Genomic DNA, 14,845 nt, shown 5'->3' on the forward strand with positions numbered 1-14,845 from the left:
GTCGCGGAAAGGACCGGATTGGGGCGGGGTTGCGGCGGTGGCAGACATAAAAAAGCCGGGCGCGCGGCCCGGCTCCGATGCTCTGACGTGGCGGAGGGCTGCTCAGGAAGCGACGGCCCGCGCCGCCTGCGCCGCGGCGCGAATTTCGTCAGCGATTTCCTCGGCTTCCTCCGGATCGAAGTCCATGGGAATCTCCAGACCATCGGCTTCGATGAAGATCCGGACCATGCCGACATCGGTGGGGCCGATCTGCATGTTCGCTTCGATGTCACGTTCGGTGTTGATACCCATGCGCAGCTCCTTCGGGCGGCAGTTCGCGGTGAGCATCCCTGCTATCCCGCAAGCGCCTAAAAAGCAAGATGTCGCCCCGCGCGCCCGCCTGCGCCGAACAGGACCCGACGCCGCGCGGTGCCGGACAAGAGATTTTGCCTTCGTGTAAAAAACTTGTGCAGAGACCTCTTGCGCTCCGGGATTCTGTGCTATAAATGCCCCCGCAGTGCCGCCTTAGCTCAGTTGGTTAGAGCGCCTGATTGTGGATCAGGAGGTCCCCCGTTCGAGCCGGGGAGGTGGTACCACCCTCACCAAAATCATCGCTGTGACATGTGAATAGGCCGCCCGGCGTTGGCCGGTTTCGTTGTGGCTGTCGACCGTTGCGGAGGCCGCGAGACCGCTGCCCGCGCGATGCACGGCGCAGGCGGGTGAGGTAGGGTATGGGCCGGGAGGAGACAGGGGCGGGAAGGCGTTCTTGCCAACCGGTGTCACTGCACAGGCCACCGCAAAATAGCTGAGGTCTGCACCTCATCCCGAGGCGCGCGCGCCAAAGCCGCGGCCGCGCTTGAGGCAGCGGCCGGGGCCGTGGATGTATTGGTATAAAGCGGCTGTGCCGGTATTATTCCGGTTCGGGCTCCGGGTCGTCCGAGGCGGCTGTTGTGGTGGTCGCGTCGGAGCTGGAGGTGGCCACGGTCAGCGCCACGGCTGCGGCCACGGCGCCCACGGCAACGCCGGTGCTGCCCAATCCGCCGGTGCCGAGGCTGTTGCCCGTGCTGCCGCTGTTGGACGCGTTGGAGGAGCTGGGCGCATTCTGGCGACAGGTCACCTGAAGCAGACCGCCGGGAATATAAGTTGCCGAGACCACGGTGCCGGAGCCACAGACCAGTCGGGCCCGCGCTTCGGCGACGGCGGCGCCCTGCGCCGGTGCGAGGGAAGGGAGCAGGGCAAGGCAAAGGCCTGCAAAACCGGTGTGGAGGCGTGGCATCATGAAGCCCTCTCGTATCAGTTGAACGCTGCGTTTGCGGGATAGTCTGCCACGCGACTATAGCCCGTCCACGGGGAATTTTCGATGATTTTTCTGGTGGAGATGCTGCGAGGGCCTTGGGACAAAGGCGCTGCGGCTTTGCGGGCTTCGCAGAGAGGCGATCCTGAGGTAGCCTAGGGGCATACTGCAATTTGCATTCGCCAATGGAGATTCTGAGATGAAACAGACAGCGGCAGCACTGGCAACGGCCTTTCTCGTGGCAGGCGGGCAGGTGGCGCAGGCCCAACAGCAGCTGGTTTATACCGTCGTGGTGCCCTCCGGTCAGTTCGGCTCGGCGAATTTTCTCAAGGAGCTGGTACAGAGCCTGGCCACGATCCAGGCTTTTTGCGGCGGGCTGGAGGATCGCAGCTACCGCGTCGACTGTATGGCGGAGCGCTTGCAGGCGGTGTCGGGAGAGATCCCGGAGGGCACCGATTATGACGAGGTGCGCAGCGTGCTGGCGGAGGCCTCTGCCAAGCTGGAGACCCTGGCCCGCGACAACCGGGATCGCAGCAAGGGGCGCATCAATGTGTCCAGTGCCAAGGCCGGTGGCGGTGCAACCGCGCGCCCGCTGGTGGCAGTGGATGCGGCAGAGCTGGCGGCGGTGAACCAGCAGGCCGAGGCCATTCTGGACGAGGCGCGCACGGTACTGCTGCGCAGCGCCGGGTCCCGCCAGCGGCAGAGCCAGTACACGCGGATTGCGCAGGCGCTGGATTCCAGCAAGGTTCTGCTGCGCTCCTGATCCCGACCGCGCGCATTTGCGCGTCGCGTCGGCGCGGGCCGCCAGGTCCGGGCGGTCTCAGCCCGCGTCACGCCGCGGTCCGTCTAGAGGCTCAGGCTCCCTAAATCGTCCGAGGGCCCAAGCTCAGTCCTCAGGCGCGGGCTGGATCTGCAGGGTCTGGCGCAGGGCGCCGGTCTCGCTGTCCAGGATCAGGATCTGATCCTCTGTCGTCACCACGGCGACCCAGCCGGTGCCGAAGGTCACCGCCCGCGCGGTGGCGCCATCGGGCAGGGTGATGTCGGCTGGCAACTGCGGCGCCGCATCGCCATCCGACAAACGGATGACAAGCAGCGCGATTACCACTAGAACCCCGCCCACCATGATCACGGTCAGCGTGGTCACCAGGCGCCGCAGGAATCGCAGCTGCGCCGGTTCGTCTATGGTTTCAGACTCGGAAGGATGTGTCATGGCCAGCCGCCGCATTGAATTTGTGATCGCGGAGAACCCGCCCAAGCGGCTTGATAAAGCGATCGCGCGCGATGTGCCAGAGGAAGCGAACCTGTCGCGCACCCGTCTGGCCCGGCTGATCGAGAGTGGCGGCGTCGCCGTGGATGGGGCAGTGGCCCGTGACGCCAAGGCGCGCATCCCGGAGGGCGCGCAGGTGGCGATCACCGTGGAGGAGGCCGAGGACAGCCATATCGGCCCCGAGGACATCCCGCTGGATGTGATCCACGAGGATGGTGATCTGATCGTCGTCAACAAACCGGCAGGCATGGTGGTGCATCCGGCCCCCGGCAGCCCGTCGGGCACGCTGGTCAATGCCTTGCTGCATCACTGCGGCGCGGATCTCTCCGGTGTGGGCGGCGTGAAGCGCCCCGGCATCGTGCATCGGATCGACAAGGAGACCTCGGGCCTGCTGGTGGTGGCGAAATCCGATGCGGCACACCAGGGGCTGGCGGCGCAGTTCGAGCGCCACAGCGTCGAGCGCTACTATCAGGCGGTCTGCTACGGGGTGCCGGACGGCAATGATCCGCGTCTGCGCGGTGTGCGGGGGGCGCGGTTCGAGCCGGGCAACATCCTGAAGATCACCACGCAGCTGGCGCGCCACAAGACCGACCGCCAGCGCCAGGCGGTGCTGTTTGAGGGCGGCCGTCACGCGGTGACCCGGGCGCGTATCGTCGAGGCCTTTGGAACGCCCGCGGTGGCGTCATTGGTGGAGTGCTGGCTGGAAACCGGGCGCACCCATCAGATCCGGGTGCATATGGCGCATGCCGGCCATGGGCTGCTGGGCGATCCGACCTACGGGGGCAAGCGCAAGATCTCTCCCAAGGCGCTGAGCGCGGCCGCGCTGGCGGCGGTCAACGGCTTCCCCCGGCAGGCGCTGCATGCCGCGGTGCTGGGGTTCGAGCACCCGGTGACCGGAGCCACCCTGCGTTTCGAGGCGCCGTTGCCGGATGACATGCAACAGCTGATCACAGCGCTGCGCGGAGCAGCCACGGCCTGAGCGTGCCGCGTGCCCAGGGTGGCGATGGCAAGCGGCGGTGGTGCGAGGTGTTTCGCTTCGGGCTTTGCCCGAAGCGACCCGCGCCGCGGGCCCATCGGGCCCGCGGCGCGGGGCCCAACGCTCCGATGGGGCCGTCAGGCCACAAGGAGGGGCGGGAGCGCTCCCGGTATTGCGGGCTTGGCGCCGACGCCCCGGGATCAGAGGGGGAGAGCGCCGGTGACGGTCTCGCGAAAATAGTCGAGCTTGCCGTCTTTTTCATGTGACAGGATATAGGTGACGCTGGTCACCTCATAGCCTTTGACCCCGTAGTAGAACTGCTGATGGAAGCGGGTCAGATGCCAGCCGTCGGACAGCGGTTGCACGTCGATCTCCAGCGCTTCGGTGCCGCGTGGAAACACATCCGTCGCCAGCCGTCCGAGAATGCGGCCCATGGCGTCGATCCCGTGGCCGGCTTGCCAACTGGCATCAACGTCATCGGCATAGTGATCAATGCGAAAATCGATGTCATCCGCGAGATGCGACATCAGATCCGGCGCGCCCGCGACGAATTTATGCAGAACGGTGTCGATGACAGGGCGGGCCGTTCCGGCAGATCGGGGGGCGGCGGCGGTTGGTGCTGTGGTCATGAGATATCTCCTGTACGACCTGAAAGGTGACACCAGAGATGGCGGTTTGTGCGCACATAGGATAGGCTGATGTCAGCTATGTTTTGCATAGGATGATCGTATGTTTGAAATCACCCCGCTGCGCTATTTCCTGAGCGCCTATGAGACCGGGTCCATCAGCCGCGCCGCGCAGGTCAACAATGTCAGCCAACCGAGCGTTTCCGCCGCCATCCAGCGGCTGGAGCGCGACCTGGGCGGGGCGCTGTTCCTGCGCTCGCGTCAGGGGTTGCAGGTCACCGCGCTGGGGACACAGCTCTATCGCGAAGCGGCGGCGAGTGTCAGCCATCTGGCCGATTTGCCGGCACGGTTGCGGCCGCGCGTGCCGCAGGCGGTGCGGATCTACTGTCACCCGGACATGGTGCTGGCGCCATTCGCGGCCCCGCTTCAGGCGCTGACCCGGCGGCGACCGGAGGTGGTGCCCGAATTCACCGATGACCCTGGCAGCTGCGACATCGCCTGTATTGCCGAGCCCTGCACCCCGGCGGGATATGTGTTCCTGCCGCTGTGGGAGGACAGCTACGGGGTGGCGCTGCCTGTGGGGCACCGGCTGGCGCAGCGCGAGACGGTGGCGCTGGCAGATCTGGCGGGGGCGCCCTTCATCCAGCGGCCCTATTGCCCGCAGGCGGATATGCTCCATCTCCTTGCGGAGGAGGGGCTGACGCCGGGCCGCGCCGGGGCGGCTGCGACCAATGACCCGCAGCTGCTGGATCTGGTCGCTGCCGGGCTTGGCGTCGCCTTTGTGCCGCTGCGCCATGGGGCCCAGCATGCGGGGGTGTGCGTGCGCCCCGTTCAGCCCGGCCCGCAGGTGCACCGCCGGGCGGGGCTGGCGCATCGCCGGACGGTCGCAGCGCGTGAACTGGCCGAGGAGATCGCAGCGCCGTTGAGAGAAATATGATTGCTATCAATGCTTTGATCGAAAGATGAGTTTTTTTGACGGCTATTGTGACACACTTCACAGAGGACTTGCGTTGTCCTTTGTATAACACTGGACAACAGCGCACTTGAATTGCGCGCCGGAGACAACCAATTGGGCTGATGTTAAGTCCTTGAACATTCGAAAGGGACAGATCTGATGGCAAATTATGCAAACCTGCCCGCCCCCTCTCCCGAAGGTGGCCTCAATCGCTATCTGCAGGAGATCCGCAAGTTTCCGCTGCTGGAGCCGGAAGAGGAATACATGCTGGCCAAGCGCTGGGTCGAGGAGCAGGACACCGAAGCCGCGCATAAGATGGTGACCTCTCACCTGCGTCTGGCGGCCAAGATTGCCATGGGCTACCGCGGCTATGGTCTGCCCCAGGCGGAGGTGATCTCCGAGGCCAACGTGGGTCTGATGCAGGCGGTCAAACGCTTTGATCCCGAAAAGGGCTTTCGCCTGGCGACCTATGCCATGTGGTGGATCCGCGCGTCGATCCAGGAATACATCCTGCGGTCTTGGAGCCTGGTGAAGCTGGGGACCACCTCGGCGCAGAAGAAGCTTTTCTTCAACCTGCGCAAGGCCAAGGCGCGGATCGGCGCGCTGGAGGACGGCGACCTGCGTCCCGATGTGGTGAAGAAGATCGCAACCGACCTGGGCGTGACCGAGGACGAGGTGATCTCGATGAACCGCCGGATGTCCGGCGGTGATGCCTCGCTCAATGCCATGGTGGGCAGCGACGGCGACAGCACCATGCAATGGCAGGACTGGCTCGAAGACGAGGACGCGGATCAGGCCGGAGATTACGAGGCGCGTGACGAGCTGGAGGCGCGGCGCGAGCTGCTGACCGAGGCGATGAGCGTGCTGAATGATCGCGAAAAGGACATCCTGACGCAACGCCGGCTGGCGGAGCAGGCCAAGACCCTGGAAGAGCTGAGCCTGCAATATGACGTAAGCCGCGAACGCATTCGCCAGATCGAGGTACGGGCGTTCGAGAAGCTGCAGAAGAAGATGCGAGAGCTGGCGACCGGCAAGGGCATGATGCAGCAGCCCGCCTGACCCGGCGCGACACGATTTGTCATCAGCACCTTTCTCCCTCGGTGCCGACAAGTATGGGGCCACCACAGCGGTGGCCCCTTTTTGTGTTGCCCCCCATGGTGGGGGTGCCGGTGTTCGGCGTCGCAAGTGACTTGCGCCGGGGCTTGGGCGACGTCCGGTTTGCGCGCAACGGCACAAGTAGGCGCCGCAGGACAGCGACACGCCGGACCGCCCAGCGGAGTCCTGCCCGGCGATGTCGGGGCGGGCGTTTGGCGGCAGCCATGCGGCGAGGTTGTCTGTGCGGGGGAGGTTGCCCGCGCGTCACGTCAGAGTGGCGGGCAACGGTCACAGGTGCGGGCAATGGGGCGCGCATAGGGACCCGATGCGATTGGCCCGATCAAGTGGCACGACATGTGACGGAAGAGCGCTGCGGTGCTGGCTGCGAGGGGCGTTGCGGGCAACAGCGGTCACTGCATTGGCTGGCTGGGTGAGGTTGGGTGCTGGCGTGGCTGGCGATCTGGCTGGGTCCCGAGGGGCCTGGCTGGAGAGCGAGCTGCGCGCTGCCGTGTCATCTGGCTTGCTGCAGTTGCGTTATGGATAGCCGTTCCAGCATACGGGGTCAACAAAAAATCGAGCAAAATCAAATAGTTGACTGATGTTGTCGGGTATTATTTCCGACCAGCGGACTCGGGATTTGCCATGTGGGGCAGAAAATCGCGCCGCATCAAAGCGATGCAGGATTGCGGTGATGACAGGGCGGGGCTCAGTCAAGCCGCGCGCGCAGGACGCGCAGCATGTTTTCGCCGGCGACCTTGCGGATCTGGGCGGGCGTCAGTCCCTCATCCAGCAGCGCCTGGGTCAGGGCGGCCAGTTCGGAACTGTCGAACGCGGTGGTGACCGAGCCGTCGAAGTCCGAGCCAAGGGCGACGTGATTCTCGCCCACCACCTCGATCGCGGCGCGGATCGCCCGCGCCACACCGGCCGGGCTCGGGTCGCAGACGGCATCCGCCCAATAGCCGATCCCGATCACGCCGCCGCTGGCAGCGATCTGCTGCATCAGGGGATCACGCAGGTTGCGCTTGACCGGGCAGGCCCGGTGGATGCCGCCATGGGACAGGATGATCGGCACATCCGTCATCGCCAGCACATCGCGCACCACCTGCGGGCTGGAATGCGCCACATCGAGGATCAGCCCCTGGTCCACGCTGGCGGTCACCACCGCGCGGCCAAAGTCGGTCAGCCCCTGGTTGCCGCTGCCATGCAGCGAACCGCCAAGCGCATTGTCAAAGAAATGATGCAGGCCAATCACCCGGTAGCCGGCGTCGACCAGCGCCTGCAGTTTGCTCAGGTCGCCCTCCAGCGGATGCGCCCCTTCAAGGCCGAGGAGGCCGCCGACCACGGGCTCTCCGCCGCGCTTCAGGTCCAGCAGCGCGTCCAGATCGGCTTCGGTCCGCAGGATCCGCAGGCGTCCGTCGGCGCGCTCCTGGACCCGGTGCAGCTTTTCCGCCTGGTAGAGCGCCCGCTCGTGGAGCGACGACCAGGTCGGCAGCGGCCAGAGCTGCCCGATGGCGAGCAGGGTGATATTGTCCCGGGCGTTGGCGTCGTTGTGATCGTAGTTCTGTCCGGCGGGGGATTTCGTTACTGCGGTAAAGACCTGCACTGCCACATTGCCCTCGATCAGCCGGGGAATGTCCACATGGCCGCGACTGCCGCGTTTGGTCAGATCGCGTTTCCACAGCAGCGAATCGGCATGCAGATCGCCGATCAGCAGGCTGTCATGCAGGGCGCGCGCCTCGGCGCTGACCGGATAGGGGGCATGGTCGGTCACCCGGTTGCGGGTCTTTTCGACATAGGCCGGGCCAAACAGCAGGACGCCGATGACCGCCGCCGCGCAGAGGAGGAGCAGCCGCCCGAGCCATTTCATCAGTGTTGCCATTGTCCTGATCCTCCGTGTGGTGTGCCGGCAGGCTACGCCAGGGGGCGTGTCGTGCAAGGGGTTTTCCCGCAAAGGGAGATCCCGGCGCATTTGCCCCGGAGGATTGCAGGCTCTATGCTGCGACGATATGTGAGCGCAAACATCCATGCCTGTGCAAAGGAGAGTGACCATGCCGAACCCCGTCCGTTGGGGCATCCTCGGGGCTGCCAAATTCGCCCGTGAACACATGGGGCCCGCAATTCACGCCGCCAGCGGCGCAGAGCTGGCGGGGCTGGCGACCTCCAGCGCAGAGAAGGCGGCGCCGTTCCAGGCCTTTGCGCCGGGGCTGCGTGTCTTTGACAGCTATGAGGCGCTGCTGGCCGATGCGGACATCGATGCTGTCTACATCCCGCTGCCCAACCACCTGCATGTGGAATGGGCGCTGAAGGCGATGGCGGCGGGCAAGCATGTGCTGGTGGAGAAGCCGGCGACGCTGCAGGCGGCGGAGTTCGACCAGCTGATCGCGGCGCGGGAGGCGGCCGGTGTGCTGGCGGCCGAAGCCTATATGATCGTGCATCACCCGCAGTGGCAGCGGGCGCGTGATCTGGTGCAGGGCGGCGCGCTGGGTCAGGTGAAACATGTGTCGGGCAAGTTCTCCTTCGACAATCGCGCCGATACCGGTAATATCCGCAATCGCCCCGAGACCGGCGGCGGTGCGCTGCGTGACATCGGGGTCTATGTCTTTGGCAGCGCGCGGTTTGTGCTCGGGGCCGAGCCCGAAGTGGTCAGTGCGCAGATCGAATGGGAAAACGGCGTTGATGTGGTCTCTGACGTGCAGGCGCGGTTTCCGGGAGTGCTGTACCGGGCCTATGTCAGCACCCGCATGCATCCCTATCAGGAAATGGTGTTCCACGGGGACAAGGGCGTGTTGCGCCTGACCGCGCCGTTCAATCCGCGTGTCTTTGGCGAGGCCCGGCTGGAGCTGCACCAGGCAGGACCGGCGGGGGCTGCCGGACAGGTGCTGGAGGAACGCTTTCCGGTGGCGGATCACTACAAGCTGCAGGTCGAGAGCTTTGGCCGCGCGGTGCGCGAGGGGGCGTCCTATCCCTGTCCGCTGGAATTCTCCCGCGGGACGCAGGAGATGATGGATCAGGTCTTTGCGGTGGCGACGGATCTCTGACCCGGGCGCTGGTCCGCTGCGGCGGGCGGGGAGGCTCCCGCCCGTCCGCTCTGCATGAAACATGCAGACCGGCCCGTTGGGCCGGGCAGGCCGCGCCGGAGGCGCGGCCTGCCGCCGGGCGACGTGCGTCGCACGGCGCAACCCCTCTTGACCTGCGGCTCTGCGAGATCATGCGCGTGTGGCTTGCACCCTTGGAGGGGGCGGCGCTACGATGGTGGCTCTTGCTGTGAGTGTGAGGAGGCGCGACGAATGGCCGGAGGCTGGGCAAAGGATGGTGCGGTCAGCGAACAGATCGAAGCGTCGATCTCGGATGAGCTGGCCCGGTTGAAGACGCGGCGCGCCCCTGTGGGCGAGAGCCTCCGCCATTGTGCCGATTGTGAAGAGGAAATCCCCGAGGCCCGCCGTCAGGCGATCCCGGGGGTGAAGCTCTGTATCGACTGCCAGCAGGATCGGGACGGACCCCTGCGCGCCCGGGGTGGCATCAATCGGCGCGGCAGCAAGGACAGCCAGTTGAAGTGAGGGTGCTGGGGCCGGGGCTGGCCTCGGTTGGGAGCGCACTCTGTGAGCGCGCCTGTCCACGCCGGTGTGAGCGCGCCTGTCCACGCCGGTCGCGATTGGGATGACCCTCTTGGGGCGCGGCTCCGGCGGGGTTTGCGATGACCCTGCGATATTGGGGCGATGATCGGCGGCGGTGAGGGCGTTTTGGGTGTCCGGCACACTAGCTGTCCGGCAAATCCAGCCGCATGACATGCTGCGGCCCGGCGAGACCGCCTTCGTGGATTTCGCCGGTGTCGACAAAACCCGCCCGGAGATAGCTGCGCACGGCGATCTGGTTGCGGATGTTGACGGTCAGCACCACCGCGGTGGCCGCCGGATAGAGCCGGTGCAGCATGCCGGGCAGGGCCGCCAGCGCTGCCGTTGCGATGCCGCACCCCTGATGGCGGTGATCGATCATGAAGGCGCGCAGCCCGAGATCGCCCTCGCGGGCAAACCCGTAGGTCTCCGGGTATTTCAGGTCGATCTTGAAGAACCCAACCGGAGTCCCCGCCGCCTGGATGGCATAGAGGTTGAGCCGTTTTTCGGTCGAGGCAAACGCCATGTCGACGGTGCCGCAGTAGACGATCTGCTCTGGCGCCACTTCGATATGGCGCACCAGATGGTGATCCGAGCGGGTCAGTCGCAGAAAGTCGATGGGCGTGGGCGTCGTCATGGCGCGTTAAAGATGCATAAAAAAGGCCCGCCGTCACGATGCGGCGGGCCGAACTGTTCGAATTGTCGGCGATTTTCAGCGCATGCGCCATGAGATGACGCCTGCGCCGAAGGCCGTCAGTCTTCCATCGCTTCCAGCTCGTCGATGAGGCCGGAGATCATCGACAGGCCCTTGTCCCAGAATTTGGGGTCGGAGGCGTCCAGACCGAAGGGCGCCAGCAGCTCCTTGTGGTGCTTGGAGCCCCCGGCCTTGAGCATGTCGAAATACTTGTCCTCGAACCCTTCGGCGCCCTCGGCGTAGACCGAATAGAGCGCATTCACCAAGCCGTCGCCAAAGGCATAGGCATAGACGTAGAAGGGCGAATGCACGAAATGCGGGATATAGGCCCAGAAGGTCTCGTAGCCCTCCATGAAGTCGAACGCGTCGCCCAGGGATTCCGCCTGAACGCTCATCCACAGGGCGTTGATGTCCTCGGGAGTCAATTCGCCCTCGGCGCGGGCGGCGTGCAGTTTGCACTCGAAGTCATAAAAGGCGATCTGGCGCACAACCGTGTTGATCATGTCCTCGACCTTGCCGGCGAGCAGCACCTTGCGCTCTTCCTTGGTTGCGGCCTTCTCCAGCATCTTGCGGAAGGTGAGCATCTCGCCAAACACCGACGCGGTTTCCGCCAGCGTCAGCGGTGTCGACGACAGCATCTCGCCCTGATCGGCGGCCAGCACCTGATGCACGCCGTGGCCCAGCTCATGCGCCAGGGTCATCACGTCGCGCGGCTTGCCGAGGTAGTTGAGCATCACATAGGGGTGCACATTGGTGACGGTCGGGTGGGCAAAGGCACCGGGAGCCTTGCCGGGTTTCACGCCCGCGTCGATCCAGCCCTTGTCAAAGAACGGCTGCGCCAGCTCGCCCATGCGCGGGTCAAAGGCCTCGTAGGCTTCCATCACCGTGGCGCGGGCCTCGTCCCAGTCGACAATGCGGGTGGTTTCCATCGGCAAGGGCGCGTTGCGGTCCCAGACCTGCATGCGGTCCAGACCAAGCCATTTGCGCTTCAACTCGTAATAGCGATGGGAGAGCTTGGGGTAGGCGGCCACGACCGCCTCGCGCAGGGCCTCGACCACCTCGGGTTCGACGTCGTTCGACAGGTGGCGGCCCATCTGCGGGCTGGGCATGCCGCGCCAGCGGTCGATGATCTCTTTCTCCTTGGCCTGGGTGTTGTGCACGCGGGCAAAGATCTTGATGTTGTCGGCAAAGACGCGGGCGAGTTCGCGCGCCGCAGCTTCGCGCTTGGAACGGTCCTGTTCGGTCAGGAAGTTGAGCGTCGCCTCGATGCCCAGTTCCTCGCCGTCGATCTCAAACGTGAGGCCGGCGATGGTCTCGTCAAAGAGTTTTTCCCAGGCGTCGCCGACGATGCCGAGGTCATGCATGAAACGTTCCAGCTCGTCGGAGAGCTGATAGGGTTTCATGGCGCGGATGCGGTCGAACACCGGCTTGTAGCGGGCGAGGTCGGCATTGGCGGCAAACAGCGCGTCCAGGGTCGCATCCTCGATCCGGTTGATCTCCAGCGTGAAGAACACCAGCGGCGTGGTGAAGACGGTGACCTTTTCCTGCAGATCGGAGAGGAACTTGGCGCGGCCGGCATCGGTGGTCAGCTGGTAATAGCGCAGGCCCGCATAGGACATGATGCGCCCGGCGATATTGTTGATCTTTTCGTTGCGCAGCACGCAGTCGAGCAGCCCCTGGGCGTCCAGATCGGCCAGTTTGCCCTCGTAATCGGCAGCAAAGGCGGCGCATTCCTGTTGCAGCCAGTCGAGGTCGCGGCTCAGCTCGGGGGCGTCTTCCGCGGCGTAGAGATCGGTGAGATCCCACTCCGGCAGCGGTCCCAGATCATCCGATCCGGATGAGGCATTGGCGTCGTGCACGGGGAAGGGGAGTTGGAACATGGGACCTCCGTCAGATGTCTGGTCGCGCCCGGGGCCGCTAGGATCTGCGAAAGGCAGGGGCGTGCGGCGCCGGGCGCGGGATTTGGTTCTCAACGACACTTAGGTCGCCGCTCCCGAAGGCACAAGCGCAGAGCAGGGATCGGGCGGAGAAACCGCCGCGCAAACCTGTGCCGGGAGGCGGTTGAGGGCAGGATCGGGCCGGGGCCAGTTTGGGGCCGGTTTGCGGTCCGGGTGGGGGCATCCCGGGGGCGGGGATGAGCTAGGGTCGAACAGAGGCGACAGGTGTTTCGCTTCGGGCTGCGCCCGAAGCGACCCGCGCCGCGTGCCCATCGGGCACGCGGCGCGCGGCCCAACGCCTCGATGGGGCCGCGAGGCCACAAGAGGGGGCGGGAGGGCCCCCGTCTTAACGCGGCAGACGGAAACGGGTACTGACGTTTGGTGGGGAGATCAGCGTGCGGCGCGCATGTGGGCCACGATCTGGTCGAGCACCCGGGTGCGAACCGCGGGACGCTCCATCAGGATCTCGTGCTGGGCCTCCGCCACCAGCTCCAGCCGTCCGCCGGGCCAGCGCGCCATGCGCTCATGGATCGGGCCGGTCGCCACGATCTGTTCGCTGTCGCCGAGGAAGGTGAGGCAGGGCAGATCCGGCGAGGGCGCCTGCGCGAGGGCGGCGCATTCCAGCATTGCCGCGCCCAGCCACTGGACCGTCGGGCCGCCCAGCACCAGGTCCGGCTGGCGTTCCATCTGCATCTGCAGAAAGGCATACATCTGCGGATCATTGGTCAGCGTATTGCCGGCGAAGGGGGTGACCTGCACATATTGCTCGATCGTGGTGGTGGGCACCAGCCGGTGGTTGAGCCCCATGTGGCGGCCAAAACGCGTCAACGCATAGGCCAGCGGGCGCAGCGCGACGGGGATCCGGATGCCCCACATGGGCGCGGTGAAGATGCAGCTGGCCACGTCCAGCCCGTCCATCAGCGCGCGCAGGCCGATCGCCCCGCCCATCGAATGGCCAAGCAGGTGCCAGGGGCGGGGCAGGTCCAGGGCCTCGGCATGGGCCAGAAGCGCCGCCATATCCTGCTGGAATTCGTCGAAATGCCCCACATGCCCCAGCCGACGGTCGGACAGGGCCCGGTCTGCCAGCCCCTGACCGCGCCAGTCCACCGCCAGCACCGCATAGCCACGCGCGGTCATGTCGGCGGCAAAGGGGCCGTATTTCTCGATATATTCGGTGCGGCCGGGACAGAGCAGCAGGGTGCCCTCTGCGGCGCTCGCCGCCGGGCCCGCGGGCCGCCAATGGCCCGCGCGGATGCGCAGGCCATCGCCTGTGGTCAGCCAATGCGCCTGTGCCTCTGCCGGGCCCTGCGCGATATCGGCGAAATAGGGCGCGGGGGAGGCCTGGGCCATCGGCTGATCCTTCATCGCGATCGGACCCGCGATCAGGCCAGCGCCTGGGCCAGCTGCATCGCCACGCCCATGTCGCCGTCGATGGTCAGCTTGCCGCCCATGAAGGCCGCGGTCGGGTTCAGCTCGCCCGAGAGGATCTCCTGAAAGGTCTCCGCATCGGCGGTCATGGTGACATCGGCCTCTTCGTCGCCGACGCGGGCGCCGTTGGAGTCGAGCATGATGGCGCCCATGCCGGTGATTTCGAACTTGGCGGAGCTGTCGAAGCCGCCGTCCATCTTTTCGTTCAGCGTTGCTGCTGCCTGTTCCAGGGTGTCGCTCATGTCGTCTTTCCTAACTGGGGCTCTGCGCATCCTGCACAAAACTGTGAAGCTTTTGTTCCGGGTACTGGATTTTGCACCCTTTGCCGTTACCTTTCCAGTTATGGGCAGAACTTGCGCGAATCTCAAAGCTATCGTGGCGGCAATCTCGCTGGCCGTCATCCCCTCATTGCCGACCGCGATCTCGGCGCAGGAGGCGGCGGCTGTCAACCTCTCGGATCTGGGCGAGGCGGATCTGCTGGCGCGGCTGCAAGAGGCGGATCCGGCGGATGCCGCGGCACTGGACCGCGAGTTGCAGGCGCTCTGGAGCCGCAGCGGATCGCCGGCGATGGATCTGCTGCTGCGCCGGGGGCGGGACGCGATGGCACGCGGCGAGTGGCGCCTGGCGATCGAACATCTGACCGCGCTGACGGATCACGCGCCGGAGTTTGCCGAGGGCTGGTCGGAACGGGCGCGGGCCTTTTTCAATGCCGAGCGGTTCGGACCGGCGGTGGCCGATCTGGAGCGCGCCCTGGCGTTGAACCCGAATGACTACAATGCGATCTTTGGCCTCGGCCAGGTGTTTGAATATTTCGGCGACCCGGACCGGGCCTATGACGCCTATCAACGCGCCAAGGCTATACATCCGCATCACGAGGAAGTAACCAAGGCGCTGGATCGCCTGTCTGCCGAGGTGGAGGGCCGCGCGCTCTGAGCCGGCCGCACCGGGCGAATCCCTGAAATGGAACCCCTGACGCCGTCGCG

16 protein-coding genes and 1 tRNA gene are annotated in these 14,845 nt (G+C 65.7%); 8 read left to right on the plus strand and 9 right to left on the minus strand.

All coding sequences use genetic code 11. From position 1 onward, the window contains the following. Window positions 1–102 precede the first annotated feature (102 nt). Window positions 103–291 carry a DUF6324 family protein gene (locus ACXAF5_RS06270; RefSeq protein ID WP_239323052.1) on the minus strand — a complete coding sequence of 63 codons (189 nt, stop codon included), beginning with the start codon at window positions 289–291 and terminating at the stop codon, window positions 103–105. Between the two features lie 207 nt (window positions 292–498). Here ACXAF5_RS06270 and ACXAF5_RS06275 point away from each other — a divergent pair. Further along, window positions 499–575 (plus strand) — tRNA-His (locus ACXAF5_RS06275). Window positions 576–889: 314 nt separating this feature from the next. Here the strand turns inward: ACXAF5_RS06275 and ACXAF5_RS06280 are convergent. After that, on the minus strand, window positions 890–1,258 hold the full coding sequence (locus ACXAF5_RS06280) for a hypothetical protein (RefSeq protein WP_239323053.1): 369 nt from the start codon (window positions 1,256–1,258) through the stop codon (window positions 890–892). 214 nt (window positions 1,259–1,472) lie between these two features. Between ACXAF5_RS06280 and ACXAF5_RS06285 the strand changes: the two genes are divergently transcribed. Next, window positions 1,473–2,036, plus strand: coding sequence for a hypothetical protein (locus tag ACXAF5_RS06285; protein WP_474945948.1), 564 nt, complete (start codon window positions 1,473–1,475; stop codon window positions 2,034–2,036). Between the two features lie 123 nt (window positions 2,037–2,159). Here the strand turns inward: ACXAF5_RS06285 and ACXAF5_RS06290 are convergent, their stop codons facing one another. Further along, window positions 2,160–2,483 (minus strand): DUF6476 family protein, encoded by a 324-nt coding sequence (locus ACXAF5_RS06290; protein WP_474945949.1) that lies wholly within the window; start codon window positions 2,481–2,483, stop codon window positions 2,160–2,162. On the opposite strand from ACXAF5_RS06290, the gene ACXAF5_RS06295 reads away from it, so the two are divergent. After that, entirely contained in the window at window positions 2,482–3,519 is a 1,038-nt protein-coding gene (locus tag ACXAF5_RS06295) for an RluA family pseudouridine synthase (protein WP_474945950.1), read from the plus strand. The genes ACXAF5_RS06290 and ACXAF5_RS06295 overlap by 2 nt on opposite strands. A gap of 197 nt (window positions 3,520–3,716) precedes the next feature. Here the strand turns inward: ACXAF5_RS06295 and ACXAF5_RS06300 are convergent, their stop codons facing one another. Continuing rightward, on the minus strand, window positions 3,717–4,145 hold the full coding sequence (locus ACXAF5_RS06300) for a hypothetical protein (RefSeq protein WP_474945951.1): 429 nt from the start codon (window positions 4,143–4,145) through the stop codon (window positions 3,717–3,719). 100 nt (window positions 4,146–4,245) lie between these two features. Here ACXAF5_RS06300 and ACXAF5_RS06305 point away from each other — a divergent pair, with 100 nt between their 5' ends. Beyond that, on the plus strand, window positions 4,246–5,079 hold the full coding sequence (locus ACXAF5_RS06305; protein WP_474945952.1) for a LysR family transcriptional regulator: 834 nt from the start codon (window positions 4,246–4,248) through the stop codon (window positions 5,077–5,079). Window positions 5,080–5,256: 177 nt separating this feature from the next. Further along, window positions 5,257–6,156, plus strand: coding sequence for an RNA polymerase sigma factor RpoH (rpoH, locus tag ACXAF5_RS06310; RefSeq protein ID WP_239323059.1), 900 nt, complete (start codon window positions 5,257–5,259; stop codon window positions 6,154–6,156). Between the two features lie 742 nt (window positions 6,157–6,898). Here rpoH and ACXAF5_RS06315 read toward each other — a convergent pair. Beyond that, window positions 6,899–8,071, minus strand: coding sequence for a dipeptidase (locus tag ACXAF5_RS06315; RefSeq protein WP_474945953.1), 1,173 nt, complete (start codon window positions 8,069–8,071; stop codon window positions 6,899–6,901). A gap of 169 nt (window positions 8,072–8,240) precedes the next feature. On the opposite strand from ACXAF5_RS06315, the gene ACXAF5_RS06320 reads away from it, so the two are divergent. After that, a complete protein-coding gene (locus tag ACXAF5_RS06320; protein WP_474945954.1) occupies window positions 8,241–9,230 on the plus strand; it encodes a Gfo/Idh/MocA family protein in 990 nt (329 codons plus the stop codon). A gap of 249 nt (window positions 9,231–9,479) precedes the next feature. Further along, window positions 9,480–9,749: a DksA/TraR family C4-type zinc finger protein gene (locus ACXAF5_RS06325; protein ID WP_239362794.1), complete on the plus strand. Its 270-nt coding sequence runs from the start codon at window positions 9,480–9,482 to the stop codon at window positions 9,747–9,749. A 199-nt stretch (window positions 9,750–9,948) separates the two neighbouring features. Here the strand turns inward: ACXAF5_RS06325 and ACXAF5_RS06330 are convergent, their stop codons facing one another. The 4 genes from ACXAF5_RS06330 to ACXAF5_RS06345 form a co-directional block, all read right to left on the minus strand. Next, window positions 9,949–10,440, minus strand: coding sequence for a GNAT family N-acetyltransferase (locus ACXAF5_RS06330; protein ID WP_474945955.1), 492 nt, complete (start codon window positions 10,438–10,440; stop codon window positions 9,949–9,951). Window positions 10,441–10,556: 116 nt separating this feature from the next. Beyond that, window positions 10,557–12,377 carry a M3 family oligoendopeptidase gene (locus ACXAF5_RS06335; protein WP_239323064.1) on the minus strand — a complete coding sequence of 607 codons (1,821 nt, stop codon included), beginning with the start codon at window positions 12,375–12,377 and terminating at the stop codon, window positions 10,557–10,559. Between the two features lie 447 nt (window positions 12,378–12,824). After that, window positions 12,825–13,784: an alpha/beta hydrolase gene (locus tag ACXAF5_RS06340; RefSeq protein WP_474945956.1), complete on the minus strand. Its 960-nt coding sequence runs from the start codon at window positions 13,782–13,784 to the stop codon at window positions 12,825–12,827. Window positions 13,785–13,816: 32 nt separating this feature from the next. Continuing rightward, complete coding sequence (locus tag ACXAF5_RS06345) at window positions 13,817–14,104, minus strand: SCP2 sterol-binding domain-containing protein (protein ID WP_239323066.1); 288 nt, start codon at window positions 14,102–14,104, stop codon at window positions 13,817–13,819. A 100-nt stretch (window positions 14,105–14,204) separates the two neighbouring features. Here ACXAF5_RS06345 and ACXAF5_RS06350 point away from each other — a divergent pair, with 100 nt between their 5' ends. Beyond that, window positions 14,205–14,795, plus strand: a complete 591-nt coding sequence (locus tag ACXAF5_RS06350; RefSeq protein WP_474947809.1) for a tetratricopeptide repeat protein — start codon at window positions 14,205–14,207, stop codon at window positions 14,793–14,795. Window positions 14,796–14,845: the final 50 nt, after the last annotated feature.

The organism is Epibacterium sp. ABV4_022 (assembly GCF_056159345.1).

Bases quoted from the DNA above. Each gene is read 5' to 3' on its own strand.
- ACXAF5_RS06270 (WP_239323052.1), bottom strand. From the start codon at position 291: ATGGGTATCAACACCGAACGTGACATCGAAGCGAACATGCAGATCGGC.
- ACXAF5_RS06280 (WP_239323053.1), bottom strand. From the start codon at position 1,258: ATGATGCCACGCCTCCACACCGGTTTTGCAGGCCTTTGCCTTGCCCTG.
- ACXAF5_RS06285 (WP_474945948.1), top strand. From the start codon at position 1,473: ATGAAACAGACAGCGGCAGCACTGGCAACGGCCTTTCTCGTGGCAGGC.
- ACXAF5_RS06295 (WP_474945950.1), top strand. From the start codon at position 2,482: ATGGCCAGCCGCCGCATTGAATTTGTGATCGCGGAGAACCCGCCCAAG.
- ACXAF5_RS06290 (WP_474945949.1), bottom strand. From the start codon at position 2,483: ATGACACATCCTTCCGAGTCTGAAACCATAGACGAACCGGCGCAGCTG.
- ACXAF5_RS06300 (WP_474945951.1), bottom strand. From the start codon at position 4,145: ATGACCACAGCACCAACCGCCGCCGCCCCCCGATCTGCCGGAACGGCC.
- ACXAF5_RS06305 (WP_474945952.1), top strand. From the start codon at position 4,246: ATGTTTGAAATCACCCCGCTGCGCTATTTCCTGAGCGCCTATGAGACC.
- rpoH (WP_239323059.1), top strand. From the start codon at position 5,257: ATGGCAAATTATGCAAACCTGCCCGCCCCCTCTCCCGAAGGTGGCCTC.
- ACXAF5_RS06315 (WP_474945953.1), bottom strand. From the start codon at position 8,071: ATGGCAACACTGATGAAATGGCTCGGGCGGCTGCTCCTCCTCTGCGCG.
- ACXAF5_RS06320 (WP_474945954.1), top strand. From the start codon at position 8,241: ATGCCGAACCCCGTCCGTTGGGGCATCCTCGGGGCTGCCAAATTCGCC.
- ACXAF5_RS06325 (WP_239362794.1), top strand. From the start codon at position 9,480: ATGGCCGGAGGCTGGGCAAAGGATGGTGCGGTCAGCGAACAGATCGAA.
- ACXAF5_RS06330 (WP_474945955.1), bottom strand. From the start codon at position 10,440: ATGACGACGCCCACGCCCATCGACTTTCTGCGACTGACCCGCTCGGAT.
- ACXAF5_RS06335 (WP_239323064.1), bottom strand. From the start codon at position 12,377: ATGTTCCAACTCCCCTTCCCCGTGCACGACGCCAATGCCTCATCCGGA.
- ACXAF5_RS06340 (WP_474945956.1), bottom strand. From the start codon at position 13,784: ATGGCCCAGGCCTCCCCCGCGCCCTATTTCGCCGATATCGCGCAGGGC.
- ACXAF5_RS06345 (WP_239323066.1), bottom strand. From the start codon at position 14,104: ATGAGCGACACCCTGGAACAGGCAGCAGCAACGCTGAACGAAAAGATG.
- ACXAF5_RS06350 (WP_474947809.1), top strand. From the start codon at position 14,205: ATGGGCAGAACTTGCGCGAATCTCAAAGCTATCGTGGCGGCAATCTCG.